The sequence below is a fragment of the Bacillus sp. NMTD17 genome, from assembly GCF_002998735.1.
In the GTDB taxonomy this organism is placed as follows: Bacteria; Bacillota; Bacilli; order Bacillales; family Bacillaceae; genus Bacillus.
The window spans coordinates 254,776-281,466 of the sequence record NZ_PVRH01000006.1 but is presented as its reverse complement, the minus strand read 5'-3'; the positions used below and the strand labels follow the sequence as shown (position 1 = coordinate 281,466).

The 26,691-nt window shown below is 38.9% G+C and carries 28 protein-coding genes, 2 pseudogenes, 2 riboswitches and 1 other annotated feature; of the genes and pseudogenes, 17 read left to right on the top strand and 13 right to left on the bottom strand.

The window, feature by feature from the left end:
- The first annotated feature begins 162 nt into the window (after positions 1–162).
- A complete protein-coding gene (guaA, locus tag C6347_RS17360) occupies positions 163–1,704 on the top strand; it encodes a glutamine-hydrolyzing GMP synthase (RefSeq protein ID WP_060595666.1) in 1,542 nt (513 codons plus the stop codon).
- 88 nt (positions 1,705–1,792) lie between these two features.
- Here the strand turns inward: guaA and C6347_RS17355 are convergent, their stop codons facing one another.
- The 4 genes from C6347_RS17355 to C6347_RS17340 all read right to left on the bottom strand — a co-directional run bounded on the left by C6347_RS17355 (position 1,793) and on the right by C6347_RS17340 (position 6,602).
- Positions 1,793–2,269 carry a YbaK/EbsC family protein gene (locus tag C6347_RS17355; RefSeq protein ID WP_106061969.1) on the bottom strand — a complete coding sequence of 159 codons (477 nt, stop codon included), beginning with the start codon at positions 2,267–2,269 and terminating at the stop codon, positions 1,793–1,795.
- A 164-nt stretch (positions 2,270–2,433) separates the two neighbouring features.
- Complete coding sequence (locus C6347_RS17350) at positions 2,434–3,489, bottom strand: helix-turn-helix domain-containing protein (protein ID WP_106071916.1); 1,056 nt, start codon at positions 3,487–3,489, stop codon at positions 2,434–2,436.
- Entirely contained in the window at positions 3,490–5,151 is a 1,662-nt protein-coding gene (locus C6347_RS17345; RefSeq protein WP_106071915.1) for a 2-isopropylmalate synthase, read from the bottom strand.
- 56 nt (positions 5,152–5,207) lie between these two features.
- Positions 5,208–5,472: a binding site (T-box leader), on the bottom strand.
- Positions 5,473–5,714: 242 nt separating this feature from the next.
- Positions 5,715–6,602 carry a helix-turn-helix domain-containing protein gene (locus C6347_RS17340; RefSeq protein ID WP_106071914.1) on the bottom strand — a complete coding sequence of 296 codons (888 nt, stop codon included), beginning with the start codon at positions 6,600–6,602 and terminating at the stop codon, positions 5,715–5,717.
- Between the two features lie 247 nt (positions 6,603–6,849).
- On the opposite strand from C6347_RS17340, the pseudogene C6347_RS17335 reads away from it, so the two are divergent.
- From C6347_RS17335 to C6347_RS17310, 5 genes and pseudogenes are all read left to right on the top strand, one after another.
- Positions 6,850–7,726, top strand: a pseudogene (locus C6347_RS17335) (AraC family transcriptional regulator).
- A 17-nt stretch (positions 7,727–7,743) separates the two neighbouring features.
- On the top strand, positions 7,744–8,319 hold the full coding sequence (locus C6347_RS17330) for a GNAT family N-acetyltransferase (protein WP_106071913.1): 576 nt from the start codon (positions 7,744–7,746) through the stop codon (positions 8,317–8,319).
- A complete protein-coding gene (locus C6347_RS19315; protein ID WP_066031239.1) occupies positions 8,309–8,488 on the top strand; it encodes a hypothetical protein in 180 nt (59 codons plus the stop codon). The genes C6347_RS17330 and C6347_RS19315 overlap by 11 nt, the downstream gene beginning before the upstream one ends.
- Positions 8,489–8,973: 485 nt before the next feature.
- The gene (locus tag C6347_RS19310; protein ID WP_181185483.1) at positions 8,974–9,120 is read left to right on the top strand and encodes a hypothetical protein; all 147 of its coding nucleotides are present in this window, start codon (positions 8,974–8,976) and stop codon (positions 9,118–9,120) included.
- A 46-nt stretch (positions 9,121–9,166) separates the two neighbouring features.
- Positions 9,167–9,727 (top strand): annotated as a pseudogene (locus tag C6347_RS17310) (cupin domain-containing protein); the annotation flags it as partial.
- A gap of 457 nt (positions 9,728–10,184) precedes the next feature.
- On the opposite strand, the gene C6347_RS19675 reads toward C6347_RS17310, so the two are convergent.
- The 7 genes from C6347_RS19675 to C6347_RS17280 all read right to left on the bottom strand — a co-directional run bounded on the left by C6347_RS19675 (position 10,185) and on the right by C6347_RS17280 (position 14,292).
- On the bottom strand, positions 10,185–10,532 hold the full coding sequence (locus C6347_RS19675) for a ferritin family protein (protein WP_374955745.1): 348 nt from the start codon (positions 10,530–10,532) through the stop codon (positions 10,185–10,187).
- A 104-nt stretch (positions 10,533–10,636) separates the two neighbouring features.
- Positions 10,637–11,101, bottom strand: coding sequence for a ferritin-like domain-containing protein (locus C6347_RS19670; RefSeq protein ID WP_374955744.1), 465 nt, complete (start codon positions 11,099–11,101; stop codon positions 10,637–10,639).
- A gap of 611 nt (positions 11,102–11,712) precedes the next feature.
- Positions 11,713–12,006 (bottom strand): hypothetical protein, encoded by a 294-nt coding sequence (locus tag C6347_RS19305; RefSeq protein WP_181185482.1) that lies wholly within the window; start codon positions 12,004–12,006, stop codon positions 11,713–11,715.
- Between the two features lie 19 nt (positions 12,007–12,025).
- Positions 12,026–12,757, bottom strand: a complete 732-nt coding sequence (locus C6347_RS17295; RefSeq protein WP_106071912.1) for a CPBP family intramembrane glutamic endopeptidase — start codon at positions 12,755–12,757, stop codon at positions 12,026–12,028.
- Positions 12,758–12,827: 70 nt separating this feature from the next.
- Positions 12,828–13,262 (bottom strand): hypothetical protein, encoded by a 435-nt coding sequence (locus tag C6347_RS17290; RefSeq protein ID WP_106071911.1) that lies wholly within the window; start codon positions 13,260–13,262, stop codon positions 12,828–12,830.
- 5 nt (positions 13,263–13,267) lie between these two features.
- Positions 13,268–13,720 carry a LytTR family DNA-binding domain-containing protein gene (locus C6347_RS17285; RefSeq protein ID WP_066031233.1) on the bottom strand — a complete coding sequence of 151 codons (453 nt, stop codon included), beginning with the start codon at positions 13,718–13,720 and terminating at the stop codon, positions 13,268–13,270.
- Positions 13,717–14,292, bottom strand: coding sequence for a GNAT family N-acetyltransferase (locus tag C6347_RS17280; RefSeq protein ID WP_106071910.1), 576 nt, complete (start codon positions 14,290–14,292; stop codon positions 13,717–13,719). Before C6347_RS17280 ends, C6347_RS17285 begins: the two co-directional genes overlap by 4 nt.
- A gap of 139 nt (positions 14,293–14,431) precedes the next feature.
- Between C6347_RS17280 and C6347_RS17275 the strand changes: the two genes are divergently transcribed.
- Positions 14,432–15,001 (top strand): hypothetical protein, encoded by a 570-nt coding sequence (locus C6347_RS17275; RefSeq protein WP_106071909.1) that lies wholly within the window; start codon positions 14,432–14,434, stop codon positions 14,999–15,001.
- A 45-nt stretch (positions 15,002–15,046) separates the two neighbouring features.
- Here C6347_RS17275 and C6347_RS17270 read toward each other — a convergent pair whose 3' ends face one another.
- Entirely contained in the window at positions 15,047–15,220 is a 174-nt protein-coding gene (locus tag C6347_RS17270; RefSeq protein ID WP_106071908.1) for a Fe3+ hydroxamate ABC transporter substrate-binding protein, read from the bottom strand.
- 179 nt (positions 15,221–15,399) lie between these two features.
- Here C6347_RS17270 and C6347_RS17265 point away from each other — a divergent pair, with 179 nt between their 5' ends.
- Positions 15,400–15,945 carry a sigma-70 family RNA polymerase sigma factor gene (locus C6347_RS17265; RefSeq protein ID WP_106071907.1) on the top strand — a complete coding sequence of 182 codons (546 nt, stop codon included), beginning with the start codon at positions 15,400–15,402 and terminating at the stop codon, positions 15,943–15,945.
- Complete coding sequence (locus tag C6347_RS17260; protein WP_106071906.1) at positions 15,914–17,359, top strand: DUF4179 domain-containing protein; 1,446 nt, start codon at positions 15,914–15,916, stop codon at positions 17,357–17,359. Before C6347_RS17265 ends, C6347_RS17260 begins: the two co-directional genes overlap by 32 nt.
- Positions 17,360–17,377: 18 nt before the next feature.
- Here C6347_RS17260 and C6347_RS17255 read toward each other — a convergent pair whose 3' ends face one another.
- Complete coding sequence (locus C6347_RS17255; RefSeq protein WP_106071905.1) at positions 17,378–18,565, bottom strand: MFS transporter; 1,188 nt, start codon at positions 18,563–18,565, stop codon at positions 17,378–17,380.
- Positions 18,566–18,666: 101 nt separating this feature from the next.
- On the opposite strand from C6347_RS17255, the gene C6347_RS17250 reads away from it, so the two are divergent.
- From C6347_RS17250 to purB, 8 genes are all read left to right on the top strand, one after another.
- Positions 18,667–19,563, top strand: a complete 897-nt coding sequence (locus C6347_RS17250) for a LysR family transcriptional regulator (protein ID WP_066031229.1) — start codon at positions 18,667–18,669, stop codon at positions 19,561–19,563.
- Between the two features lie 115 nt (positions 19,564–19,678).
- Positions 19,679–19,780: riboswitch (purine riboswitch) on the top strand.
- Positions 19,781–19,925: 145 nt separating this feature from the next.
- Positions 19,926–21,251 carry an NCS2 family permease gene (locus tag C6347_RS17245; protein ID WP_106071932.1) on the top strand — a complete coding sequence of 442 codons (1,326 nt, stop codon included), beginning with the start codon at positions 19,926–19,928 and terminating at the stop codon, positions 21,249–21,251.
- A gap of 379 nt (positions 21,252–21,630) precedes the next feature.
- Complete coding sequence (locus C6347_RS17235; protein ID WP_066031228.1) at positions 21,631–22,431, top strand: hypothetical protein; 801 nt, start codon at positions 21,631–21,633, stop codon at positions 22,429–22,431.
- Positions 22,432–22,633: 202 nt separating this feature from the next.
- Positions 22,634–23,188 carry a DUF2179 domain-containing protein gene (locus C6347_RS17230; protein ID WP_024424505.1) on the top strand — a complete coding sequence of 185 codons (555 nt, stop codon included), beginning with the start codon at positions 22,634–22,636 and terminating at the stop codon, positions 23,186–23,188.
- The gene (locus tag C6347_RS17225) at positions 23,185–23,385 is read left to right on the top strand and encodes an NETI motif-containing protein (RefSeq protein WP_012009137.1); all 201 of its coding nucleotides are present in this window, start codon (positions 23,185–23,187) and stop codon (positions 23,383–23,385) included. Before C6347_RS17230 ends, C6347_RS17225 begins: the two co-directional genes overlap by 4 nt.
- 79 nt (positions 23,386–23,464) lie before the next feature.
- Positions 23,465–23,566, top strand: a riboswitch (purine riboswitch).
- 169 nt (positions 23,567–23,735) lie between these two features.
- Positions 23,736–24,224 (top strand): 5-(carboxyamino)imidazole ribonucleotide mutase, encoded by a 489-nt coding sequence (purE, locus tag C6347_RS17220; protein WP_044141605.1) that lies wholly within the window; start codon positions 23,736–23,738, stop codon positions 24,222–24,224.
- Positions 24,217–25,359 carry a 5-(carboxyamino)imidazole ribonucleotide synthase gene (purK, locus tag C6347_RS17215; RefSeq protein ID WP_106071904.1) on the top strand — a complete coding sequence of 381 codons (1,143 nt, stop codon included), beginning with the start codon at positions 24,217–24,219 and terminating at the stop codon, positions 25,357–25,359. Before purE ends, purK begins: the two co-directional genes overlap by 8 nt.
- Positions 25,356–26,651, top strand: a complete 1,296-nt coding sequence (purB, locus tag C6347_RS17210) for an adenylosuccinate lyase (protein WP_034664786.1) — start codon at positions 25,356–25,358, stop codon at positions 26,649–26,651. The genes purK and purB overlap by 4 nt, the downstream gene beginning before the upstream one ends.
- The last annotated feature ends 40 nt before the right edge of the window (positions 26,652–26,691 follow it).

The following is a 26,691-nucleotide window of genomic DNA, read 5'->3' as shown; positions in this document are numbered from 1 at the left end:
TTAGAATAGGTGAATATTAAAACCTTCTAAAATACATGAAATTGAAGCGTTCGGATGTGAGTCTGGGCGCTTCAAAAGCGTGATTCACACTGAGAGCAGGTTTTCTCCTCTCATTTTTTCTGTGCGTTTATAAAAAACTATATTGGACATAGAGGTGACACCATGACAAATTTAGTAAATGAAATGATTTTGGTTCTAGATTTCGGCAGTCAGTACAATCAGCTGATCACACGCCGTATTCGTGAATTTGGTGTGTACAGTGAGCTTCATCCGCACACTTTAACTGCTGAAGAAATTAAAGAAATGGCGCCTAAAGGAATCATCCTTTCTGGCGGACCAAACAGTGTTTATGATGAAGGATCTTTCCGCTGTGATGAAAAGATTTTTGATCTAGACATTCCGGTTCTAGGCATTTGCTACGGCATGCAGCTCATGACTCACTATTTAGGCGGGAAAGTAGAAGCGGCAAGCCAGCGTGAATATGGAAAAGCAGATATCCACATTAATGGAACGCCTGCTTTATTCAAAGACCTTCCGACTGATCAAGTCGTTTGGATGAGCCATGGTGACCTCGTTGTTGAAGTACCAGAAGGCTTTACAGTTGATGCAACAAGTGCACATTGTCCAAACTCAGCGATGAGCTTAGCTGAGAAGAATTTCTATGGTGTTCAGTTCCATCCAGAGGTTCGTCACTCTGAGTATGGAAATGACCTATTGAAAAACTTTGTCTTTGGCGTGTGTGACTGCGATGGCAAATGGTCAATGGAGAACTTCATTGAAATCGAAATGCAGAAAATCCGTGAAACAGTAGGAGACAAACAAGTATTGTGCGCATTAAGCGGCGGTGTGGATTCATCTGTTGTGGCGGTATTGATCCACAAAGCCATCGGCGATCAGCTGACATGTATTTTCGTTGACCACGGTCTTCTTCGCAAAGGCGAAGCAGAAGGGGTTATGAAGACATTTAGCGAAGGTTTCAACATGAACGTGATTAAAGTAGATGCGAAAGATCGTTTCTTAAATAAGCTAAAAGGTGTATCTGATCCTGAGCAAAAACGTAAAATCATCGGTAACGAATTCATCTATGTATTCGATGATGAATCGGACAAGCTAAAAGGAATCGACTACTTAGCACAAGGAACGCTTTACACAGATATCATTGAGAGCGGAACAGCAACGGCACAAACAATCAAATCTCACCACAACGTAGGCGGTCTTCCAGAAGACATGCAGTTCGAATTGATTGAGCCTTTGAATACACTATTCAAGGATGAAGTCCGTGCCCTAGGTTCAGAGCTGGGCATTCCTGACGACATCGTCTGGAGACAGCCATTCCCAGGTCCAGGACTAGGTATCCGTGTACTAGGTGAAATTTCTGAAGAAAAACTAGAAATCGTCCGTGAATCGGATGCAATTCTACGCGAAGAAATTGCCAACTTCGGCCTTGAGCGCGACATCTGGCAATACTTCACGGTTCTCCCAGACATCCGCAGCGTAGGTGTTATGGGTGACGCAAGAACATACGACTACACAATCGGTATCCGTGCTGTTACATCTATTGATGGTATGACGAGTGACTGGGCAAGAATCCCTTGGGACGTGCTTGAAAAGATCTCAACTCGTATCGTGAATGAAGTGAAGCATATTAACCGTGTGGTGTATGATATTACGAGTAAGCCGCCTGCTACGATTGAGTGGGAATAGTTATAATAGAGCTAGAAACCTTTGTGTATCAAGGGTTTTTAGCTCTTTTTTATTTTTAACTGCACTTTTTCCTTCCATTTTAATGTGTTCATTCATCATTCCATCTCTTACACACATCAATCCATTGTGAATAACCGGAGTATTTTTCTAATTGTTTTATTGTTAGTTCAATAGCACTTTTACTGCTCCCGCAGGCTGGATAGACTGTCTCAAAACGTTTTAGTGACATATCTAAATAAACAGAAACGCCATTCTTTATAGCAAAAGGACATACTCCGCCAATTTCATGGCCGACCAAGTCAACGACCTCATTAGGAGAAAGCATTTTAGCTTTTGTTTTAAAATATTCCTTGAATTTTTTGTTATCAACTTTTGCATCGCCAGAGGTAACAACTAAAATAGCTTGTCCATTTACTAGAAAGGAGAGTGTTTTTGCGATTCTTTCAGGTTCGCAGCCCAATGCAGAAGCAGCCAAGTCTACGGTTGCACTAGATACTGAAAATTCTTGAATTCGAGTATCCATATCATATTGTTTAAAATAATCTTTTACTTTTTTGATTGACATGATGATTTCTCCTTTTTATTAGTATTGATTTGACATTTTCTCGATTTTAAAATGGTCCTTTTAAGATAAGCGTCATTCATTCTGTTAATTTTTAAGTAATCTTTTTTTTCAAAATAACAAGTACAGTCTCTCCAAATACTAATACAATGGAGTCATTATGATCATTATCTATTATTTAAACGATATTGATGTGGTGTTAGGTGATACTTTCTCTTAAATAAACGAATGAAATGCTCTACATTCTGATAACCAACGGCTGCCGCAATATCATCTATTTGTAAATGGCTACCAGTGATCATTTCGCAGGCTTTTTCCAATCTTATTTCTTGTCGAATCTCACTAAATGATTTGCCAAGCTTACGAGCTATATATTTAGACAGATAAGATTGTGAAAGGTTAAATTCCTCTGCCATCTCCTGAATTGTTATATGCTCACAACATTGCTGAATATATTGGAGCATTTGAATAATACGTATATCACTATATTGTTTGACCTGATTTACGTTCATATGACTTGGTTTGAATCTTAATAAGAGACATAATAATATCTCAAACAAATTATTCATAATCAATTGGTAACTAGGAAACCGATTATAATTTTCTGTAAATAGTTGAAGAGAGCAGTCTAGCAAATTTTTATCCAAGCGACTATGGAAAATAAGAATATTTTTATTTTCTTTTATATACAATGCATTCAAAAAGAACTCTGAAATGACATTATTTCCTTTTAACATTTTAAAAAACACTTTTTGAAAAGTACTTTTACGGATCATGATTTGTATTGCGATTGTATTCTCCATTACAATTGGCTTGTGTATTGTGTCAGGTGGAATAAAGGCAATATCTCCTGATTGTAAAGCCATTTTTTTATCTTCCACTTCTACATACATCTCATTTTCCAGAACATAGATCATCTCAAAGAAATCATGGATAGCCGACAATTGAGGCATAAAACGGCTATACTTTCTCACTTCGATATCATTCTCCTGACCTAACCACATGGTATCCTCTTTTTCAAATTCATTCTGCCCTTTTAGCAAAAATTCTTCTATATATATTTGCTTATGCATGAAATTGTTTTTATCATAATCCTTCAAAAATAATTGCAACGATTGATTGTCATGCTTTTTCTGTTGGTATTGTTGATAAAAGATTTCTTGCTCGTTATATTCTCTTAAATATTGCATCGCTTCATGTTTTTCAAGTTTATCTTTTTCCATCTACATCCAAACCTCTAGTCTATTTACTGCAACCACCAGGGCCTTCACTGTTGCTTCTATAATATCTTTATCAATTCCAGCACCCCAATGCATTTTTCCTTGATATGAAATTCCAATCTGTGCACAGGCTTTTGCTTGAGAATCCTTGCCCAAAGAATTCTGTTCATAGACTTCCAAAACATACTCGAGATGAAAATATGCTTTTAACGCATTACTGATTGCATCTAAACTTCCAGTGCCAGTTCCTTGTATTTCAATTTGTTGATGACCTCTCAGCAAAGTTAAGGTGACTTCCTGCTTCTCTCCTTTATGAAATTGATAATCAAGCAGCTGGAAATGAGGGTGAAAATCAACATACTGCTTTTCAAAAATATGATATATTTCTTCGACAGACAATTCCCTATTTGTCTGATCAGATACTTTCTTCGCTTCATATCCCATGGCTTCATTCATTTTATAAGGAAGTTGAATGCCATAATTTGTTTCTAGTATATAGCCTATGCCGCCTTTTCCAGACTGGCTATTGATTCGAATCACATCCGTTTGATAATTCCTCCCCAAGTCAACTGGATCTACTGGGATATACGGAACGTCCCATTTATCAACATGATTTTCCTTTCTATATTTCATACCTTTAGATATAGCATCTTGATGTGACCCAGAGAATGCTGTGAAAACCATCTCGCCAGAATATGGCTGTCTCTCATGAACAGTAATTTTGGTTAGTTTTTCATATTTTTTACGAATAGCTTCTAGGTTATTGAAATTCAATTTTGGATCATAACCTTGTGAATACATATTCATCGCCAAGGTAATCAAGTCTACGTTCCCTGTACGTTCACCGATACCAAATAATGTACCTTCGACTCTTTCTGCGCCAGCTAGCACGCCAAATTCTGCATCACTCACCCCAGAGCCACGGTCATTATGAGGATGAACAGATAATGTCACACTGTCTCGGTAAGACAGATTTTTGTGTATATACTCAATCTGACTTGCAAAGATATGAGGCATTGAATATTCAACTGTTGTCGGAATATTGATGATCGCTTTATGATTTGGTGTCGGTTTCCAAATATCTAAAACACTCTTACAAATATCTAATGCATAATCAACTTCTGTTCCTGGAAAGCTTTCAGGACTATATTGAAAATAAATATCGCTTTCTGTTTTTTCGGCCAGTTCCTTGACTAAAATAGCTCCATCCATTGCCATTTGTTTCACTTCATCTTTTGTTTTCTTAAATACTTGTCTGCGCTGCGCTTCTGAAGTCGAATTATATAAATGAACAATCGCTTTCGGTACCCCCTTAATGGCTTCGAAGGTTCGGCGGATAATATGCTCTCTCGCTTGCGTGATCACCATAATCGTGACATCGTCTGGAATCATATGATGATCAATCAGTGTCCGTAATAGCCTAAACTCCGTATCAGAAGCAGCTGGAAATGCGATTTCAATTTCTTTAAAACCTATCTCTACTAGTAACTGAAACATTTCCAATTTTTCTTCTAAGTTCATAGGAATAGGTAATGCTTGATTTCCATCCCGTAAATCCACACTGCACCATATCGGAGCACTTTCTAATGTTTCTTTCTTTACCCAATCATAAGTAAGGTTCGGTGGCAAAAAGTATTTCTTTTCGTATTTTTTGTGGTTAAACATAATCGATTCCTCCTGTAATTGGAATATAAAAAAAGCCTATCATCTCCAAGATTTAACTTGGAGACGAAAGACTTCTTCTTACGCGGTACCACCCCTGTTTCATGATAACCATACATTATCATGCCCTTATTCGGATACAGATTGTTATATCTTATATCCTTCCCATATAACGGTGGGGTACCGACCTTAACTACATCAATACTTTTCATTTCACTAAGGCTACTCTAAGGTGAGTTCCCTGCCTTTTTGTTATTGCTTCTCATCAACCAGCAACTTTCTGAAAACATTTCGGCAAGTACTATTCCTTATCAACGCATTCTAATTTTTCTGATTTTTTCTATTATACCAAGTCTACAAAAAAGAGATAGTGATAGGGATATCTTTTTTAATTGATTTTTTTTGTCCTAAGGGTGCTTATCTTCATTTTACTTCTGTTTTAATGTGGTATCCTCCTCACCAAATAAAAATCCAAGGCCACAAATAAAGGTGAGTGAATTCAAAGCGAACAATAAAATTGCACCAATTTTTTTCATGGCAATTAACCTCCTCTTAAATTCAGTCTGTCAGCCTTCAAAATTTAAATTCACTGGTTCATCCTCTAAATGATCCACAGTATTTTGTTCTGTCACTGGCACACTTTCATCTACAATTTTAAAACTAAGTTCGTCCATCCAAATTTGCCCTGGACCTTGTAGTAAAATGCCAAACGCAAGAACTTCACTTTTTACTGGAACATCTAGTACTACACTAAAGTGATTCCATCCGTTTGTTCCTGTAATAGGACGGTTCATCATATTGTCAAATGCAAGAACTTCACCTGAAGAATGGTCGATTCTCATCCATAAACCAGCTGAACCTTTCACATCTTCACTTTTGACAAAAGCAGAAAATTGAAGCCGTTCCCCTCTGTAACGCTCAGATTTAATTTGCTGCATCAATGTTGCGAAACCTCCAGCTTTTTCATCTTTTGCTTTTAAATAAGCGGAGTTAGTCCCACTGTGTACAATTCTGTTATCCAAACCTGTTTCATAGTCAGATGGGGTGTCCCCTGTCATAATCCAGCCAGTAGGTGTGTTCTGATTATCAGCCATAATTGTTTCCTCCTCATCAATCACATTCCTTAATAATTTCCGATAACGTGCGGGTGACATGTCATATATTTTCTTAAAGGCTCTAGTGAAGGATTCCTGTGAACTAAAACGATACTGCAATGCGATGTCAATCGCCCTTTGGTCCGTATGAATTAAATCCTTCGCCGCTTGGGTCATTCGACGTTCCCTAATATAATCAACAACTGACTTCTTCATCACTTTTTTGAACATACGGTGAAAGTGAAACCTAGAATAACCAGCGTGTTTCGCTAGAGTTTGAAGCGGTAAATCATCTTTCAGATGCTGTTCAATATAATTTAATGTTTCTTGAATCATTTTTTCATGTTCTTGATAGGACAACCGACCACCTCCTTGCCTTACGAGTTTAGTATAGCGGAAATCATCTTTTAGAAACTTGACTTTTTGTGCTATGTTGCAATTTCAAAGAATAGAGGGACAAGCATTTTAAGAAATATATAAGGAAACTTTCTGTTTGAGAAATTTAATGATTATTTGTAAAAGGCTATTAAAAAATAAACAATTAGCACAATTGATCAAAAAAAAGATGAGGGAAGTAATAAAATAAAAGATAGAGGGGGGAGAAACAATGGATTACTACGAGAGAATACAACATTCGATTGAGTTTATTGAGAAGAATCTCCAAAACAATATAAGTATAAAGGATATTTCCTCGAAATCCTGCTTTTCAGCGTTTCATTTTCAGCGTTTGTTTCAAGCCATTACAGGTTATTCTGTGCAAGAGTATATTAGAAATAGAAGGCTCACTGAAGCTGCTAGATTATTGAAAGAAACAAAGCAGAACATTTTACACATAGCGATTTCTTTCCAGTATGGTTCTCAAGAAGCATTTACTCGCGCCTTTGTACAATTCTTTGGGGTGACACCGGGTAGGTTTCGAAAAGAGGAAATGGTGTTAAAGCAACAAAGCAAAATGGATTTTTTATCGTACCAATATAAGCTAGACAGTGAACTCAATATGAATAAACCTGTTATGACTCAATTAGGCAAGTTTTATATCATTGGTTACGAATATCAAACAAATCTTCAGAATGAGGAATATTTCACGGACATTCCTTTGTTTTATATGGATTTTTGGAAAAAAGAAGTATTATCAACAGATTCCAAAGAAAATAGCACCTCATATGGCTTATGGTGTATCTACTCATTTTCAAGATGATGGCCGTTTTTCGTTTGTTGTAGGGGAAGAAGTGGAGGAATCCGACGATATAGAATTAAATGAGGGATTTGTAAAAATAGTGATTCCTGAGGGGAAATATGCAGAATTTAAAGTGAGTGGATCGCATGAAATGGTGCAAAATACTAGAAGATATATTTATGGTAGCTGGCTTCCAAATTCTAATTATGAAAGAACGAGTGGACCAGATTTTGAAATAACAGATGTCTTACATTCGAATGGCCCAAACGATATCAAAATGAGAATCTATATTCCTATTGAGGAATAAACAAAGGGGATCAAGAGATGAAAATAGAAAGTCTTTTTGGAACTTTTCCTGTATTAGCGTCAAAGAATCTATTGTTAAAAAAGGTGGATGAACACCATTTACCAGAGTTATTTTCAATTTACGACAATGACACAGTCTTTCAGTATTGTGGGATCATTCCCAAACATAACCTCCAAACGGTAAAGAAGATGATCGCTCATTTTGAACGAGATTATACTAAGAAAAGCAGAGTGAAGTGGGGAATCTTTCAAAAGGGCAAGCCTCATACGCTGGTCGGCATCATCGAAACAATGGACCTCAATCAAAAAGTGAATGCGGTGACGATTGGCTATTTCTTGGCAGAAGAACATTGGGGCAAGGGCATCGCAACAGAAGCTGTCTTTACACTTGTGACATTTCTGTTTGAAGAGATTGATATCAATAGAATTCAAGCGGAGGTCATGCCGGCAAATGAGGTATCAAAAAAAGTCCTTTTGAAAAATGGTTTTATCAAAGAAGGACTGCTTAGACAAGCTGTTTTATGGTCTGGCAAAGGAATTGTTGATTTAGAAATATACAGCATGTTGAAAGAGGATTACATGCATGATGAATAAGAAGCTTGATAACATGATGCTGATATGGCGTTTAGGATATCAGCATTTAGTTATGATCTTATTTTTATGTATTTGGGAACTCCTTTTAGAAAATAAAAAAGCGAAGCCTGTGCTCGCTCATTATGGTTTATATCATTTCGTTGGAAAATCGAATTTGTCTATCTTTTAGTTCATCATAAAATGTGAAGTGTTGTAACTTCAATTCTTCACAGACTTTTTTGATGATCCATTTGCCTCGTTCTTCAATCCTGAGATTGACTTTATGTAGATACTCACTTAATTCTTGTTCATTTTGAGGTTTTAATTGATTGTAATTCCTATGCTATCAAAATGTCCTTCCCAAAATTTACTCACTGTCCATTCTTCATCATTATTCACATCAGGTTGAAGGAAACAGGATGCCTCGAAAAATACCTTCTTCAAAAATACCTACAAACACCATGAAGAAACAAAGTGCAGTAAAGGAAGGTAAGGATAGATCCTAATGCTTGAATATAAAAACGTGAAATCATCACTTTGAATTGAATGATTAAAGGTGAGGAGAAAGCCGTCGTATCAAAGATTTGAACAGTTTGTGTGTGGATAGGGTACTATTCATCCGCAAATGAGACTCTCTTTTATTCACATTATTTGTGAAAAAGGAGAGTCTTTTTTATGACTGAAATTACAGACTTACTAGATGATTTTAAAATGAAAAAGATCAACATCATTAGGATAAGCCGCGAGTCAAGATCGTGGCTTACCTTTTTGTGTTTTCCCATGTTCGGAGCAGGTGCAGTGCATTTAAGTACATTCACCTAACATAGTGCATAGGATAATTTGATAAACTCTGAAGGGATTGAGAAAAATGTATTACTATCCAAATATGTATCCATATCATTATCCTTATTATGTTAATGTACCAATGAATAACTATGGTAGACAGTCTGTTTATTGGAATATGCCCGTTGAGGGACATGCAAACAGTTCTTTTCGTTTTTCCAATAGTGATGCTGCAAGCATTTTATCAAAAGATTATGGAGCAGAACCGTTTGCCGTTAATATCAATGAGGCTACAAAGAAAAACAATACGTATCGTACCGCTTTATGGACAGGAACTCATTTGCAAGTTACCTTAATGAGTCTCAATGCTGGCGAAGATATCGGTTTGGAAATGCACCCTAACGTTGACCAATTCTTACGTGTTGAACAAGGTCAGGGGATTGTTCAAATGGGCAAAAAGAAAGATAAATTAAATTTTAGAAGAAATATCTATGATGATACTGCAATACTGATACCTGCTGGAACATGGCACAACGTAACCAATACAGGTAGTATTCCGCTTAAACTTTATTCAATATATGCTCCTCCTAACCACCCGTTTGGTACTATTCATGTAACAAAGGCAGATGCAGTGGCTGCGGAAGAAGGTGACGGTCACGGCAACAAAAATACAGTTATTTTTGGCAGAACTCCAGATGAATGGATAAAGCACACGGAATTTTTAGTAAATGAAGGGTTAGAGGATGTTAAAAGAGGAATAAATGCTACACACATTCTTCAAGAATTTATTCTAATGGGCGTTCTTGTAGGGAAAGGGTATTCTCCCGAAAATGCTTATGAAACAGTAGAAGAATGGGAACGGACAGGAGAATCTAAACTTCTTCAGCTAAGTAAAAATATGTAGAATTAGAGTAAATGCATATAGTGAGGAGAAAAAACCTTTTGATAAAAGATTTACTTAACCTTTAGGTTCCACTAGTTAACAATACAAAAGGAGTATGATTTCATTAATAATCATACTCCTTTTTCTGTATTTAAAACTAATGAAAAAAGGATTATATTGGAAAAGTGATTCATGTAAATTGACATCATTACACCTTCATCTAAAAGGCTCCTGCGAGACCTCTTTCAAATGCTTCAAGATGATTCAAAGAGGCGTTACGAAGTTGTGAAAAAACTGTTCTCATATCGTTAGGGATATCAAGTGATAAAAATCTTTCATACATAGAAATATTGTCTATTTCCCCCTGAACACCAGCAGCATATGCTGCCTTAATGTTTTCTGGAGTCGAAACGAATGATTGTGATATATCTAGAGGTAAAGGAACTTGATAACGTTCAAATAGGGGTAACAACGCATTTATATGTCTCATTTCGGCTTCTTTTATTTGTGCAAATGTACGAATATATCCAAAATTTCCTAGAATATTGTCATATCTTGCTTGTGCCAAGTATTCGTCTTGAAGGGCATAAGTCAGCATTTGAGGGACGGACAATGTGGGAGCACTTAACGCTCCTTTAGCACCGTAATTTTCAACTTGCCGATTAGTGTGTGTTACCTTTGAATGTTGAAAAAAAACAAAAACCATACAGCGTGATTTTGTTCATCTGCTGCTGCACGCCGAAATCTATCTTTAATAGTAACATCCTGTGCCTTATCTGCTATATCTAAATAAAAATCAACCGCTTCTTGTTCATCTTTAAAGGCAAATTCGATTCCTACTCTATACTTATCTGGACATTCCTCACTGATTTTAAAAGTTGGCTGCCTACCTGTTAGATTTCTATAAATTCTGCTGAACTCTTCAAGATGACGCCTTTCATCTTTTTGTATCTCAAGTATTTTGTTACTTTCATCCTGTGTAGGTGCTTGTTTGGCTAACTTTTCATAACAAGCAACAGCACTATACTCTGCATTAATTGCTTTCTGAATATCATTTACAAGTTGAGTGTCATTTGTTGTACGATCATAGTTATTATCATAAAGACCATAATGATTGTAATTTTGATTTGAATACATGATTGTCCTCCTTCTGTTTAATTGTCAACGTATCTTATGTCTTATACATAGGTAGGTGTGCAAGGTCAATTATCGGAGATATAGTAAGTTAGAGAAATTGGAGGTTTCTTACCCCTTATGTTTTGGATTGAATCTGGAGCATATTATGAAGTCTACTGTGAAGTTCCGTGTTAATTTGTAGGTAGATACAGAAACCAAGCTCATCCACACAAGCATTCTTTAAATTTCCGATATTTTAAATAAAAATATCTCGATCATTCAGCCAAGCTACTCTTCATCAAAATACGTATCCCACTCACAGTCCTCAATTTTATAAAATTCATTCACTGTCTATTCTTCATCGTTGTTCACATAAGGTTGAAGGTAATATATTTAGACGAATTTTTTTCAACAGCCTAATGGTTGAAAGAGTTCAAATAGTGAATGCATAAATAAATAACGGCCCGAATTCATCCAATGTGATAATACAGTGAAATTCCCAATGCAGTGGGTGGCAGTAGCGAATTTTTCAAACTTATGGTTGATATGAATATCAGAAGTTAGTTTTTTAGAATGATTGAAAGTCGTAATGAATGTATTCATTGTTTCTCCACGGAGCAAGTTGTAACGATCTAAATAAAGCTGTGTTTTGGCTTTGGTTCATAATCAGTACTCCAAAGTAATTGATAAATATAAAAAGAAGGTTCTTTATCACAGTCAGCTTTGCGACCAGCTTTTTTGGTGACATTACAGATTCCAATTTCTTTGAGTTTACGACTTTTATAATCTAATATTAACTCAATAGATGATTTATCTTTTGATATCGGTTCTTTGATATAACTTTGTTTAAAATCCCATTCCCATGGCTTTATTTCAAGTTCTTCGCACTTTTGAAACCATTCTGTTATCCAAGTGTACTCCTTCATATCTTTCCTCCTGTTCTACTCATTTTTCAGTATGAAGCATTCGATTTTTAATTCTTCTCCACAACATCAGCGCAAGAACCAGCAAAATGACACATTGAACCGAAAGTAAAAGCATTTGCATTGCCATAGGCGTTTGCCCATTTGTCATTTGATCCACGATATTATGCACCGCGTGCCAGATGATGACCCATTGCAGGCTGTGAGTAAGCGCCACGATTTCAGCCGCAACGAATCCAAATAAAAAGGCGAATATGATTTGTGCCACTGTTAAGGTGAGGCTTTTTCCACTTAAAAGATTAGCAGCATGACCAAGACTGAATAGTACGGCGGAGCCCCATATGGCAGTGCTTAGATTGATTCGTTTTAAATATTGGAACAGAATGCCGCGAAAAATACCTTCTTCAAAAATACCGACACAGACCATGAAGAAGCAAAGCGCCGTAAAGGAAGAAAGGAATAAATACGTGTTTAATCCAGCAATAAACGGGATGGCCTCAATGAAAATGATGGGAATGACCCACATACCAAGAGACCCTTTTCGAAAACCTATTTCTTTCAAGTGAAAACGGCTTTTTTGAATAATGAATAGAAGTAAAAGACACCCAGCCAGCATCGCACTGCCATTGATGATATAGATGGTCATTGGATCGGTCACTTCTTTGATGGATATATAAACACCTGCACTTGTTGGAATGATTAAAGAAAACAGCAGTAGAAGCACAGCTTTTCGAATGATTGTGATTGGTTTCATGTTTTGATTCCTCCTCTAATCTCAGAGTAGTGGAATCAAGCAGAAGCCTCAATCAAATGTTCCTAACATGTCAATTTTTAGCCCTAAGATGCATATTAAGATGTTGTTCGTTTTTTCGCTGCTGTAAAAGCTCATTGATTTCCGCAGCGGTTGCTTTGTCTTTTTTATACAAGAGGTACTTGATCAAAAAGAATAATGCCATAACCACAAGGAAATTCACGATGAACGAAAGGAGACTGATTTCCCCGCTGACGATAATGATAGTTGTCATAATCATACACATCACAAGGACAACATACAGGATTTGTTGAAAAAGAATCCGGTGATGGCTATATGTTTGTTTTGGGTATAGCAGGAAAGTCAGTGCGCTTGAAAAAAAGGAATTTAAAATGATCGCTTGTAAAATGTAAATCGGCATTGATCCAAACGTGAAACAGTAAATCAACACTAACGCCGTAAAGATGATACAAAATGTGATGAAAAGATTGCTGATGTAACGTTCCATACTATTCACTTCCTCCGTAATCCAAGCTTCTCTTTTAATGCTTTAATATAAAAACGAGAAATCATTACTTTTTCTTCATTTGTAAGGATTGCCTCGAAACGGCCACTCGTTTTAGGAGAAATGGTGACAATTGAATCAATATTCAGAATCATCGATTTCGAGATCCTGACATAATCATATGCTTCAAGCCGTTCTTCAAGTTCAAACAACTTTTCTTTTATGAGAAACACCCCATCTGTCGTATATAAAAACGATCTTTTATCAACACTTTCTATATACAAGATGTCGTGATAATAGATCTTTTTCATGCTTTCTTTCTCAGGGTCTTTCGCTAGGAAGAAGGGGACTGATTGCTCCACTTGCTGGATAAGTTTTTCAATCGTCGAATTGAGCTCATAAATGTGAAAAGAAACATACTCTACTTGCGGCTTTTGAATGAAATGAATATCTGTTTTCATTTATTTTGTTCGTAATCCCTCTTCAAAATCGCATACATAAACACATCATCAAACCCATTCTGACCAAGATCATACTCTCTCAATAAACCCTCTCTCACAAAATCAAAGTTCTCCAATAATTGAACAGAAGACGTATTTGCTGGATCAATGATGGCTTCAATCCGGTTCAGATTCATCTCCCCAAATCCATATCGTAACACTGCAGCAATCGCCTCGCTCATAATGCCTTTTCGCCAATGATCATGGTGCAATTCATAGCCGATTTCCGTGCGGCAGTGCTGTTTTGCTAGATTGAGAAATCCGCAGCTGCCGATGATGGCTGGATTCTCTTTTAGAGAAATGCCCCACCGGATGCCTGTTTGTTCTTTGAAGATGTTGTCATACCACTTGATTTCTCCTTTTGTGTCTTCAATCGTTTTATGAGCATCAATTCCCATGTAGCGACACACCGTTTCATTGGATAAATAGATGTGCATATCTTCAGCATCTTCGATCGTCGCTTGTTTTAAGATTAGTCTTTCGGTATGTATTGTTGGAAATGATTGTGGAAATATCAGCTTATGTCTAGTCATATGTATCTCCTATTGTTTATTTTATTTAAATTATACCTGTATTGGTACAATTTGTGGAATGCTCTGATATAATATGAATTTATTATCGAGGGAATCATTTACATTCGAATTATACAAAAGAAAAAGAGGATAAGAAGGAATGGGCATTTTTTTGATCATGATTTGTATCATGATGATCACCGTATCTTTAATGATTTATTTATTTAAAAATGGAATCATTCGTTCTAAAGTGTTAGTGATAGTAGGTTCTGTTTTAGGAGGAACCGTACTAGTTGTTTGGATAGCAATGTTTTTTAATTTTCACTCTATCACTTTAACAGATGAATCGATAGGTCATTTTAAGATCGGTCAAACATTCAAGGGAGATCATCATTTTGTGGAGAATTCTCAATTCTCTCATCCTAAACAGACGGTCTATATGGAAAAAGAAAATCAAGATTTTTTAGTATCAGTTGATCAACATCATCGAGTTATATCTATTTACAATCAGTCAAAACAAAAAAATCTTCAAACATCTAAGGGAGTTAAAATTGGAGAAGATTATTCATCTGTGATACAAACATATGGAGATCAATTCAAGAACCTCTGGTTTGTCGAAGGGTATAGCAAAGGTATACAATATCAAGATCAATCAAATGGTCTCATTCTGGAGTTCTTTTTCAATGACAATACACTAGCACTCATTGAACTTCGTAGTAAGCGGAAATAAAAAAGTAGAAAGTAAAAACAAGCATTTCAATTGAAATGCTTGTTTTTATGTTGTTTTTTCATAACATGCCTTACAATAAAAAACCCCTTCATTTCTCAGCCAAGCCTTCACTTCTGTCATACCTCTTCTCTTTGGATAGACCAGCTTGACGTACTCTTCTTCGTTTCCTTCTATTTTTTTCTGACAGCTAGCACACGTGGGTTCTTCGAATCGAAACAATCGACATACTCCTTTTTGTAGATATTTCTTCCATTATATCAAAAGTTCAAGTTGATCTTTCGACTCCATTCTTCACTTTTTTTGTTTTTGTCCGACATATGCTAAGTAAAAGAAATTTCCGTTTGTTGAAACCGTTTGAGAGAAAGCTTGCTCTAACAGGTGTAGGAGGTGTGAGTGAGATGAAGCAAGTGTGTCTAATTAAAAAAGCACAAAAAGGGAATGTCCCGGCATTTGAGAAATTAATGCTGATGTATCAGGAGCGTTTATATAAAACCGCTTTTCTCTACACAAGAAATAAAGAGGATTCGTTAGATGCTGTTCAAGAGACGGTATTTAAAGCGTTTAAGCATCTATCTGACTTGAAAGAACCAGCTTATTTTTCTAGCTGGCTGACTCGGATTTTGATTCATACGATTTTTGCGATGAAGAAAAAGCAGCAAGATGTTGTTCCGTTTGAACAGCAGCATGAAAGCGTTGAGCGTCATGATTTTTTGGAAGACAAGTTAGATTTAAAGCATGCTCTTGATGTGTTAGACGAGCAATATCAGGTTGTGATTCAGCTATTTTATTTTCAAGATTATTCGATTTCGATGATTTCTGAACAGATGGGGATGCCTGAAGGAACAATTAAAACTCATTTGTATCGTGCAAGAAAGTTATTAAAGCAAACATTGGAAAAGGAGGAGAGTGTCGATGGAACGAAAAGAAATGAAAAAGCTTTATGATGAGATTGAAGTACCGATGGTGGAAGTAACTTCTGCGGTTCGCCAAGCAATAGGAGATGTGAAAGCGGAAAAGAAAAGACGTTGGTTCACATGGAATTGGCGAACGCCAATATACTCTGTCATTGTGCTGATCGTCCTTTACTTTTCATCAGGCTTCCTTTTTCCTTCTCTTAATACAGCGATGGCACGTGTCCCGATTATTGGGCAGTTTTATATGATGTTTCACGATAAAGTAGGAATGTCTCTTTTTCAGAGTGATATGGTGAAGCATGTTAATGAGGGGGCTGAATCAAGAGGGGTTACTGTGAAAGTAAACAGTGTATACTATGATGCCGGGCGGCTTGTTTATACGTTTACGGTGGAGAATTTCCATACAAAAGAAGAATTTGTATCGTTCAGAGTGAATGCAGAAAAAATCGATGGAAACTTCCAACTAAATTATGATAAAACAGAATTGAAAAAATTAAAAGATGGCCGCTATGTTGGACAGACGGAAGTCTATACAAATGGACAAACGATCAAACAAGGTCAGCAAGTGCCACTTGTCATTTCGAAGATAGGGGATATTGTAGGGAATTGGCGCTTCAAGTTACCTGTGGTCAAGCAAAAAACCACTTTATTATCGGGACAAAAAGACGTGTCTATTTTAGATGGGCGTTATCAAATAAGGAATGTAAAGGTAGAAAATGGAGTGAAAGGCTCTGCTATTCAATATGCCATTGATTATAATGGTTTTGCCAAAGATGATAGAGTCAGTATAGATGGAATGAAGGATAATTTAGGGAATGAGTATGAGCTTGAGATTGGAACCGTTTTAAGAAAAAAACAACTGACTTCTGACAAAACTAGAAAAGATCATTTGACGATTTTGAATCAACCGATTAATCCAAAGGCGACTGAATTGACATTTTACACGGATGTGAGAAACGAACGAGAATACAGCCACATTATTCCTCTTCAGACAAAGCTGCCTGTTCAGTTCAAAACAAAGCATCATGGGGTCGGAATCAAAATCAATAAAATAGAGCAAAAAGACCGATCTGTGATTGTTGATTATCAATTTACTGGAGTAGATCAAAAAGAATTAGATCAGGATGTGATGGAGAATATAGGTGAATTCATTGGATTAGGCGATGTTGAAAAGATGAAATCATGGCCCGATCCACAAGCAGACTATGAAAGCGGATATTACTTGAAGGGGAACCATGCGAATGTGACGAATTTAAAGACAGCTTCCATGCAATCCACCTTTGAATTTGATGATAAGAATTTAGAGACTTTATCATTAAACCATTTTTCTTTTAAAGAATATGGGCTTTATCTTGATTTGACTGAACTGAACATGTTGGCACCACAGAAAGCGATAAAGGTAACCATTCCAGTCAAAAAAGAAACTTCAAAAGCTAGTCGATAAATAAGAGAGCGAACATGATTATACATGTTCGCTTTTTGTCTGTTGTTCCGCCAGTCGATGACGGTTGAACGAATACCTGATCAACATCAACGCCGCAAAACTAGCTATCCCACCAATCCAACTTAAATTCGTTACATTTGTATACTGTATAATCACGCCGCCCATGGACGATCCAAGCATCATGCCGATGTTCATTATTGCTGTATTAAAGCTCAGCACGGTTTCTGATGCCAGGGGTTTAAGGGAGATCAGATAGTATTGCTTTGCTGGCGTTGTCGTCCATGTTGCGATGCCCCATATGGCTAGTGTGATCAAGACGCTAATTGTAGAGAATTGTGTGAAAAATAAGGCGAAGAGAGCGAGCATCTGGATCATGATGCTGATCGAGATGGTTCGGTTTGGTCCCCATTGATCAACGGCGAAGCCGCCAAATCGTGAGCCAATAAAAGCAGCGATTCCTAAAATGAGTAAGGCGATACTTGTCATTTCAAGAGAAAAGCCAGCGGTCTGTCGTAATAAAGGCGAGATATAAGCGAATACCATTGTGTAGCCTAAGATCCAAAAGACGGTCGTGGCTAAGCCGCTGATCACCCTGCTATCTTGAAGGAGATGTAATTGTTGCTTCAATGGCAGATGTGAATGTCCCTCCATGGGTGGCAGTAATTGATAAAGCAGTAATAAAAGACAAGCAGTACCTAGTGCAATGATGAGAAAAATATAGTGCCAATCCACATGACCTGATAAAAATGTGCCAATAGGGACACCAAGTACGAGTGAAATGGTAAAACCAGTAATGACCGTTGCCATCGCGCTTCCCTTTTTTTCTGGAGGGGCGATCTGCGCTGCATAATTCGTGGCGACGACAATATATAAGCCGCCACTCATCGCCATGATAATTCGGGATAGCAGGAGCAGCACAAAGTGATGGCTAAAAAAGGCGACCACATTGCCTAAAATAAACACAAAAATAGCCGATAACAGAACCTTTTTTCGGTTCAATTTCGATGTTGCCATGACTAAAAAGAGAGCGCCTACTGCATAAAATAGAGAGTAAACGGTGATAAGCTGCCCGGCAGCAGGAATGGAGATGTGTAAATCAACTGCAATTATATCTAGAATGCCAGACACGACGAATTCTGAAGTGCCTGTGACAAATGAACCGACAGCTAAAAGAATAATCAATAGCTGATGAGATGTGTTTTTCATTTTTGAACCCTTCCTTCATTTTGATACGTTGTATTTAGTTTAAATTCCGTGCTAACATAAGTAAAATTGATGTTTTTCATGAAGGAGATGAGTGAATACTCATGAGCTTTGTTCGCTTTGATATTATTGCAAAAGTGGTCGAGCTTGGCAGTTTTACCGCAGCAGCTGAAGCATTAAATATGACGCAGTCCGCGGTGAGTCATGCAGTGGCGAGTTTAGAAACGGAGTGGGGTGTGTCTTTATTCATTCGCGACCGAAAAAAGGGCATTATGCTGACAGACATCGGTCAAACCCTTCTCCCGCATATTAGAGAAGTGTTAAATAGGGTGGAGAAGATTCAGCAGGAAATTGCGTTAACGAAAAATATCGAAACGGGCTTGATTCGTATCGGAACATTTGCCAGTGCATCTGCTTGTTTATTGCCTAAGCTGCTTGTGAGCTATCAGAAAAAGCATCCGAAAATCGAATTTAAATTTTATGAGGGAACGTATGAAGAAATATTAGAGTGGCTGGACTCTGGCATCATTGATGTTGGTTTTGTTGTGAAAGGCCATGCAGATGAAGCCTTCGACTTGCTGCCGCTGATCAAAGATGAGATGGTGGTCGCCTATCATCCAAATCATCGATTTCACCGGCAGTCCATTGTAGATATCACAGATTTGGCGGATGAACCGTTTATTATGCCGACTGGCATGTATCAATCACATGTAGAGGATATTTTTGCTGAGGCTCAATTGAAGCCAGCTACTTTATTTGAAGTACACGATTGTACGACCATTGCTCGTATGGTTGGGGAAGGGCTTGGTGTCACGATAGGTCCTGAGCTGTTTTTAAAAACGCAGCAGCTTGTGCACATTCGTCAGTTGAATGTCTCTCATCACCGTGAGGTTGCGCTTGCCTGTCCGTCTCTTTCCCAAGCTTCTCCGGCAGTGAAAGAGTTTTTCCATGTAGCCGAAACGGTTTTTGTAAAAGAGAAGGATTTAGAGAAGGGTGTATAAAGAACTAGATGTGATTTTCCAAATTCGTGTAATAAGACGAATGAAGCGGACATTTCTTTGAAAATTGTTCGCTTTTCGTATTGTGTTTTAAAAATGAAGTTGGTACAATAGACACAGAAATCAAATAGATAGAAGTCGTATAATCGCGGGGATATGGCCCGCAAGTTTCTACCAAGCTACCGTAAATGGCTTGACTACGTCAATTCACACTCGTTTGATATAAATCATGCATTGTTCTTGTTTTATGTCACGGTCTGAATTCACACTTGTAGTCAAGCGTCCCAAAACTGTTGGGGCGTTTTTTATTTGACTTGTGAATGGGACAGACTAAAGCAAAAGGACATGAAGGGAGTCAGTTGGCTTTGAAACAGTTTTTTCAGTTTGATGAGTTAGGAACGAATTACCGCAGAGAAATCATCGGTGGTTTAACCACATTTTTGTCGATGGCTTACATTTTGTTTGTCAATCCGATCACACTTGCTTTAGTGTCTGTACCGGATTTTCCAGATAAATTACGAATTGATCAGGGCGCTGTCTTTACAGCGACGGCGTTAGCCTCTGCCGCAGGGTGTATTCTGATGGGGTTGATTGCCAGGTATCCGATTGCGATTGCACCGGGTATGGGATTGAATGCCTTTTTCGCCTTCTCGGTTGTTCTTGGCATGGGCATCACATGGGAAGCAGCACTTTCTGGTGTGTTTGTTTCAGGATTGATCTTTGTTGCCCTTTCTTTAACAGGTTTCCGTGAAAAAATCATCAATGCCATTCCGACTGAGCTAAAGCTAGCGGTTGGTGCGGGTATTGGTCTATTCATTACGTTTGTCGGTCTGCAAGGCTCTGGCATTATCGCCAATAATGATAATACGCTCGTTTCGATTGGAAACATTCACAGTGGTCCTGTCTTATTAACGGTGTTTGGTATCGTTGTGACCGTCATTTTAATGGTTCTTCGAGTGAATGCAGGTGTCTTCATCGGGATGCTTGTGACAGCTATTGCAGGAATGATTGTTGGTCTTGTCCCAGTACCGACGCAAATTGTGGGAAGTATTCCAAGCTTATCTCCAACCTTTGGACAAGCCTTGATTCATTTGCCAGAAATCTTCTCGATTCAAATGCTTGTCGTGATTTTAACGTTCTTATTCGTTGGGTTCTTTGATACAGCAGGAACGCTTGTGGCTGTTGCAACACAAGCTGGTTTAATGAAAAATAATGAGCTGCCGCGTGCAGGAAGAGCACTTCTGGCGGATTCATCTTCAATCGTTGTAGGTTCTGTCCTTGGAACATCGACGACAACGTCTTATGTTGAATCCAGCTCTGGTGTAGCTGCTGGTGCGCGATCTGGATTTGCAGCTGTCGTAACGGGTATTTTCTTCTTGCTTGCGATGTTCTTCTCGCCGCTATTATCCATCGTTACATCGAATGTGACAGCACCTGCTTTAATCATTGTCGGTGCACTGATGGTGGCTCCGCTTGCGAAGATTGCCTGGGATCGTTTTGAAATTGCAGTACCAGCCTTCTTAACGATGATTATGATGCCACTCACATACAGTATTGCAACAGGGATTGCGGTTGGCTTTATTTTCTACCCGATTACGATGATCTTTAAAGGGAAAGCCAAAGAAGTACATCCGATTATGTACGGATTGTTTGTGATCTTTATTCTCTACTTTGCTTTCTTAAATCATTAATTGTTGACAAAGGGTTAAAATGATCTTTATTTTAACCCTTTGTCTTCTTTTTTCAGTGTGATAGAAAACCTTTGCAGTCTAGGAAGGACGAGCACTGACGCGGAGCGAATTTGACATTCGTGAGCACCAGCGCGCAGGACTGACAAAGAATGCGAGGGTTTGTCTACACGCTGAAGCAGCAGCTCATGGAAGCTGCTGTTTTTTTGTTTTGTCTAATTTTCTTACCATTTTAAAACCTCTGCTGCCCTTTATCCGTCTATTCGTATGAACGTCAAGGAATCTTGACTGAACAGAGAGACTCCGCTACTTTAATAGGAGTCATCGGAACAGGACATTCGTATGAGCCTGTTTGGATTGTGCTGGATAGGAGTTGATATGAATGTTAGAAAAAGATCAAGAGCAAAGTACATCAGACTTAAAAAATGAAGAGCCATCAATAGATCAAGAAACGAGGCAATCCCGCCTCAGCAGAAGTGCCGCAAAACGTGGAAGAACCTCGAAAGCAAAAGCAGCAGCGGCTGATGAGCGTTCTGCCATTCAGCGTATGCTGCAAGGTGTAGGAGGCGCGTTTAAGCGCTATGGCTCATATGGACTTGCGATGTTAAAATCACCGAGTCGGGCCATCAATCAAGCGGAAACATTACGGATGAAGTATGCCTGGATCTCGATTGTGTTATTCAGCGTGTTTTTTGCTTTAGGCAACTATGTTCAATTAAAGGCGTCAAAGACCCGTTTATTAGGCTTTGGCATTCATTACTCTTTTGGTGACGCCTTTTTGAGGGTAGCGGTCTTTACACTCATCCTGTTGACATTGATGATGCTTACCGTCTGGTTACTCGGAAAGTACATGCTAAAAGGAAACATATCACTGAAAGAAGTGATCAAGAAGTTTGGCGCTGCGCTTGTGCCGGTTTTAGTTTTATCCATCCTTTGGCTTGTATTTGCCATGCTGAATATTCCATATGTGACCGTCATATTATCCGTGATGATGTTTGTCGGCCTTCAGTTGATTGCGGTCGTACTCTTTCGCTCGATTCAATCGGAGCATGATGCCGAACGTGGAGATTTGATGTATGCGGGCTGGGTCTTTTTATTGGTTGAGCTTGTCATCATCGCGCTGCTCTGGAGCATTGTCGGAGAGTATTTGATTCCATCACTTGTTCCTGTTCGATTTGGATAAACACACTGAAAGCCTCCTTTTTTGAAAAAGGAGGCTTTCATGTTGAGAAGAGGAAAAAACGGGTAAACTCTTGGTAACAAAGACCACCTTTGTTGTCGAAAGATATATGTGTTTTTCTCGCGCAAATTTGATTGTATCAAGGTATGTTCTCTAGTAGAATATGGGGTGCTTTATTTGATTTTTAGTGCAGGGGGTTCGAATCGTGCTTCAACAACTTTTATCCAATGCGTTCACCATGGTTTTGATCATTTTAGTGATTAATATTGTCTATGTTTCTTTTTCCACTATGCGTTTGATTTTAACAATGAAAGGCAGACGGTACGCAGCTGCTTTTGCTGGTACGATTGAAATGCTTATTTATGTCATTGGGTTAAGTATCGTACTTGATAACTTAGATCAGATACAAAATGTCATTGCGTATGCGCTAGGTTATGGGATGGGAATCATTGTCGGGATGAAAATTGAAGAGAAGCTGGCACTTGGCTACACAACTGTTAACGTGATCACAAAAGAATTGGATGTCGATCTCCCAAGACAATTGAGAGAAAAAGGATATGGTGTCACCAGCTGGGTAGCAGGCGGTCTTGAAGGAGACCGGACAGCATTGCAAATTTTAACACCGAGAAAATATGAACTGCAATTATATGAAACGATTAAAACGCTGGATTCAAAGGCGTTTATCATTTCGTATGAGCCCAAATCGATTCACGGCGGCTTCTGGGTGAAGGCTGTGAAGAAAAGGAGAATTAAAGAATGACCGCAAAACCAAAGAAGAAGAAATTCTATGTGGAAGACAACATGACGATCGATCAAGTGTTGTCCCAGATGGCAGCGGAAGGCTACTCGCCTGTCCGACGAATGGAGGAGCCCATTTTTCAGGAAAAGAAGGAAAATGGGTCGATTCAGATCATTCCGATTGGGAAAAAAATCGTATTTGAAGGAAAAATAGTCTAAATCCGAACATTAAAACGACGACTTCATAGATTGTTCGATAAATCCGTTGACATCATGAACATCCGTTGTTAAGATAAACATGAAATCAAAACACGAGCCTCATATAATCTTGGGAATATGGCCCATAAGTTTCTACCCAGTTACCGTAAATGACTGGACTATGCAGGATAGTGAACAAAACTGACATGGCGTTTCAAAAGCGAACAGCGCTTACCATGGCCCGGTTTGTGTTGCTTCCTAACAATGCAATGCAAATCGGGCCTTTTTGTTCGGCGTTTGACAAGCTGCTTAGGTTTGGGAAGCGTGTCAAACGATACAAAATCGAATATCAGCTTAAAGGTGGGGACAAAATGAAGCCGCTTGTAGGTGTCATCATGGGAAGTACATCTGATTGGGAAACAATGAAACATGCGTGCGATATCTTAGAGGAATTAGACATTCCGTATGAAAAACAGGTGGTATCCGCACATCGGACACCTGACTTGATGTTTGAATATGCGACAGAAGCAAGAGGTAAAGGACTAAAAGTCATCATTGCCGGTGCTGGAGGCGCAGCACATTTACCGGGGATGGTCGCAGCAAAAACGACACTGCCGGTCATTGGTGTGCCCGTACAATCAAAAGCACTAAATGGGCTGGATTCCTTATTATCCATCGTTCAAATGCCAGGCGGTGTACCGGTTGCTACAGTGGCGATTGGCAAAGCCGGTGCAACAAATGCAGGGCTTCTTGCCGCGCAAATGATTTCAGCATTTGATGAAACAATCGCAGCTCGCCTTGAAGAAAGAAGAGAGCAAACAAAACAGACTGTACTAGAAAGCAGTGATCAGCTTGGCTAAGCAGACCATTTTTCCAAACGCAACCATCGGTATTATCGGCGGAGGACAGCTTGGCAGATATATGGCCGTCAGCGCAAAACAAATGGGATACCGGGCAGCTGTGTTAGATCCAGTCGCACAATCTCCTTGTGGACAGGTTGCTGATACAGAAATCACAGGTGCATATAGTGACCTCGAAGCGATTCGACAGCTGGCAGAAATCAGCGATGTCGTGACATATGAATTTGAAAATATTGATTATGATGCACTTAATCAATTGAAGGAAGAAGCCAATTTACCGCAAGGAAGTGAACTTCTTCTTTTAACTCAAAATCGTGAAACGGAGAAAAAAGGGATTGTAGACGCAGGCTGTGAAGTCGCGCCTTATCGCATCATTCATGATGAAAAAGAGCTGGAAGACGCAGTGGCCGTGCTTGGTTTGCCAGCCGTGCTGAAAACATGCAGAGGCGGCTACGACGGAAAAGGGCAGTATGTGATCAAGGAAAAAGGACAGCTTCATGAAGCAGCAGCATTGCTCACACATGGAACTTGTATTTTAGAAAGCTGGGTCCCATTTCAAATGGAGCTCTCGGTGATCGTCACTCGTTCTATTCATGGGGAGATTGCGGTATTCCCAGTCGCTGAGAACATTCATAAGCATAACATTTTGTTCCAAAGCATTGTGCCTGCAAGGGTAGAGGAACGTATTCAGGAGAAGGCAAAAGAGCTGGCAACGACACTGGCTGAAAAGCTGGGGCTAGTCGGTACACTTGCTGTAGAACTGTTCCTGACAAACGAGGGAGAGCTGCTCGTCAATGAACTGGCGCCTCGCCCGCATAATTCTGGTCATTATACGCTCGATTTATGTGAGACGAGTCAGTTTGAACAGCACGTTCGCGCGATATGTGGTTTGCCGCTTGGCGGTACAGCCCTTTTCTCAGAGGGCATGATGGTGAACTTATTAGGCGATGAAGTGGACATCCCAACAGAGCATCCTGAGCTTCTCAAAGAAGCGAAGCTTTATCTATATGGAAAGCATGAAGTAAAAGCCGGCCGCAAAATGGGGCATATGACATTTATGAAACAGCTTGATGATGAATGGATGACAAACATCACAAAGATATGGACTGAAAGAGATGGAGGAAACGGGAAATGATCGAACGTTACGCACGACCAGAAATGTCAGCAATCTGGACAGAGGAAAACAAATTTAATGCATGGCTTGAAGTAGAAATTCTCGCTTGTGAAGCTTGGGCAGAGCTTGGTGTCATTCCGAAAGAAGACGTTGTGACTATGCGTAAGAATGCAAGCTTTGATATTGATCGTATTCTAGAGATTGAACAAGACACGCGCCATGACGTGGTTGCCTTTACGCGTGCTGTATCTGAATCTCTAGGAGAAGAAAGAAAGTGGGTTCATTACGGGTTAACATCTACAGACGTAGTGGATACGGCGCTTTCATATCTATTAAAACAGGCGAACGATATCTTGCTCAAGGACATTGAGAGATTTGTTGACATCCTAAAAGAAAAAGCAAAAGAGCACAAATATACCGTCATGATGGGCCGTACACACGGTGTACACGCTGAACCGACAACATTTGGCCTGAAGCTTGGTCTGTGGTACGAAGAAATGAAGCGTAACCTAGAACGTTTTAAACAAGCAAAAGCTGGCATCGAATACGGCAAAATTTCTGGTGCTGTTGGCACATATGCGAACATCGACCCGTTTGTTGAGCAATATGTATGTGAGAAGCTTGGCATCAAAGCTGCACCAATTTCAACCCAAACCTTGCAGCGTGATCGTCATGCAGATTACATGGCTACTCTTGCACTCGTCGCAACAAGCATTGAGAAATTTGCTGTTGAAATTCGTGGACTTCAAAAGAGTGAAACACGTGAAGTAGAAGAGTTCTTCGCAAAAGGACAAAAAGGATCATCAGCGATGCCGCATAAACGGAACCCAATCGGCTCTGAAAACATGACGGGAATTGCCCGCGTCATCCGTGGATATATGCTGACAGCTTATGAAAATGTACCGCTTTGGCATGAGCGTGATATTTCTCATTCGTCTGCTGAACGCATCATTTTACCAGATGCAACGATTGCACTGAACTATATGCTGAACCGTTTCTCAAACATCGTGAAAAACTTGACGGTCTTCCCTGAGAACATGAAACGCAACATGGACCGCACACTTGGCTTGATTTATTCACAGCGCGTTCTTCTTGCATTAATCGATACAGGCATGGCACGTGAAGAGGCATATGATACGGTTCAGCCAAAGGCAATGGAAGCGTGGGAGAAGCAAGTACCATTCCGTTCATTAGTAGAAGCGGAAGAGAAAATCACATCACGCTTAACACCTGAACAAATCGCTGACTGCTTCGATTACAACTATCATTTGAAAAATGTCGATATGATTTTCGAACGTCTAGGTCTTGCGTAAGAAAAGGGTCGCCTGCTTGTCAGGTGCCCAATCCTGAAAA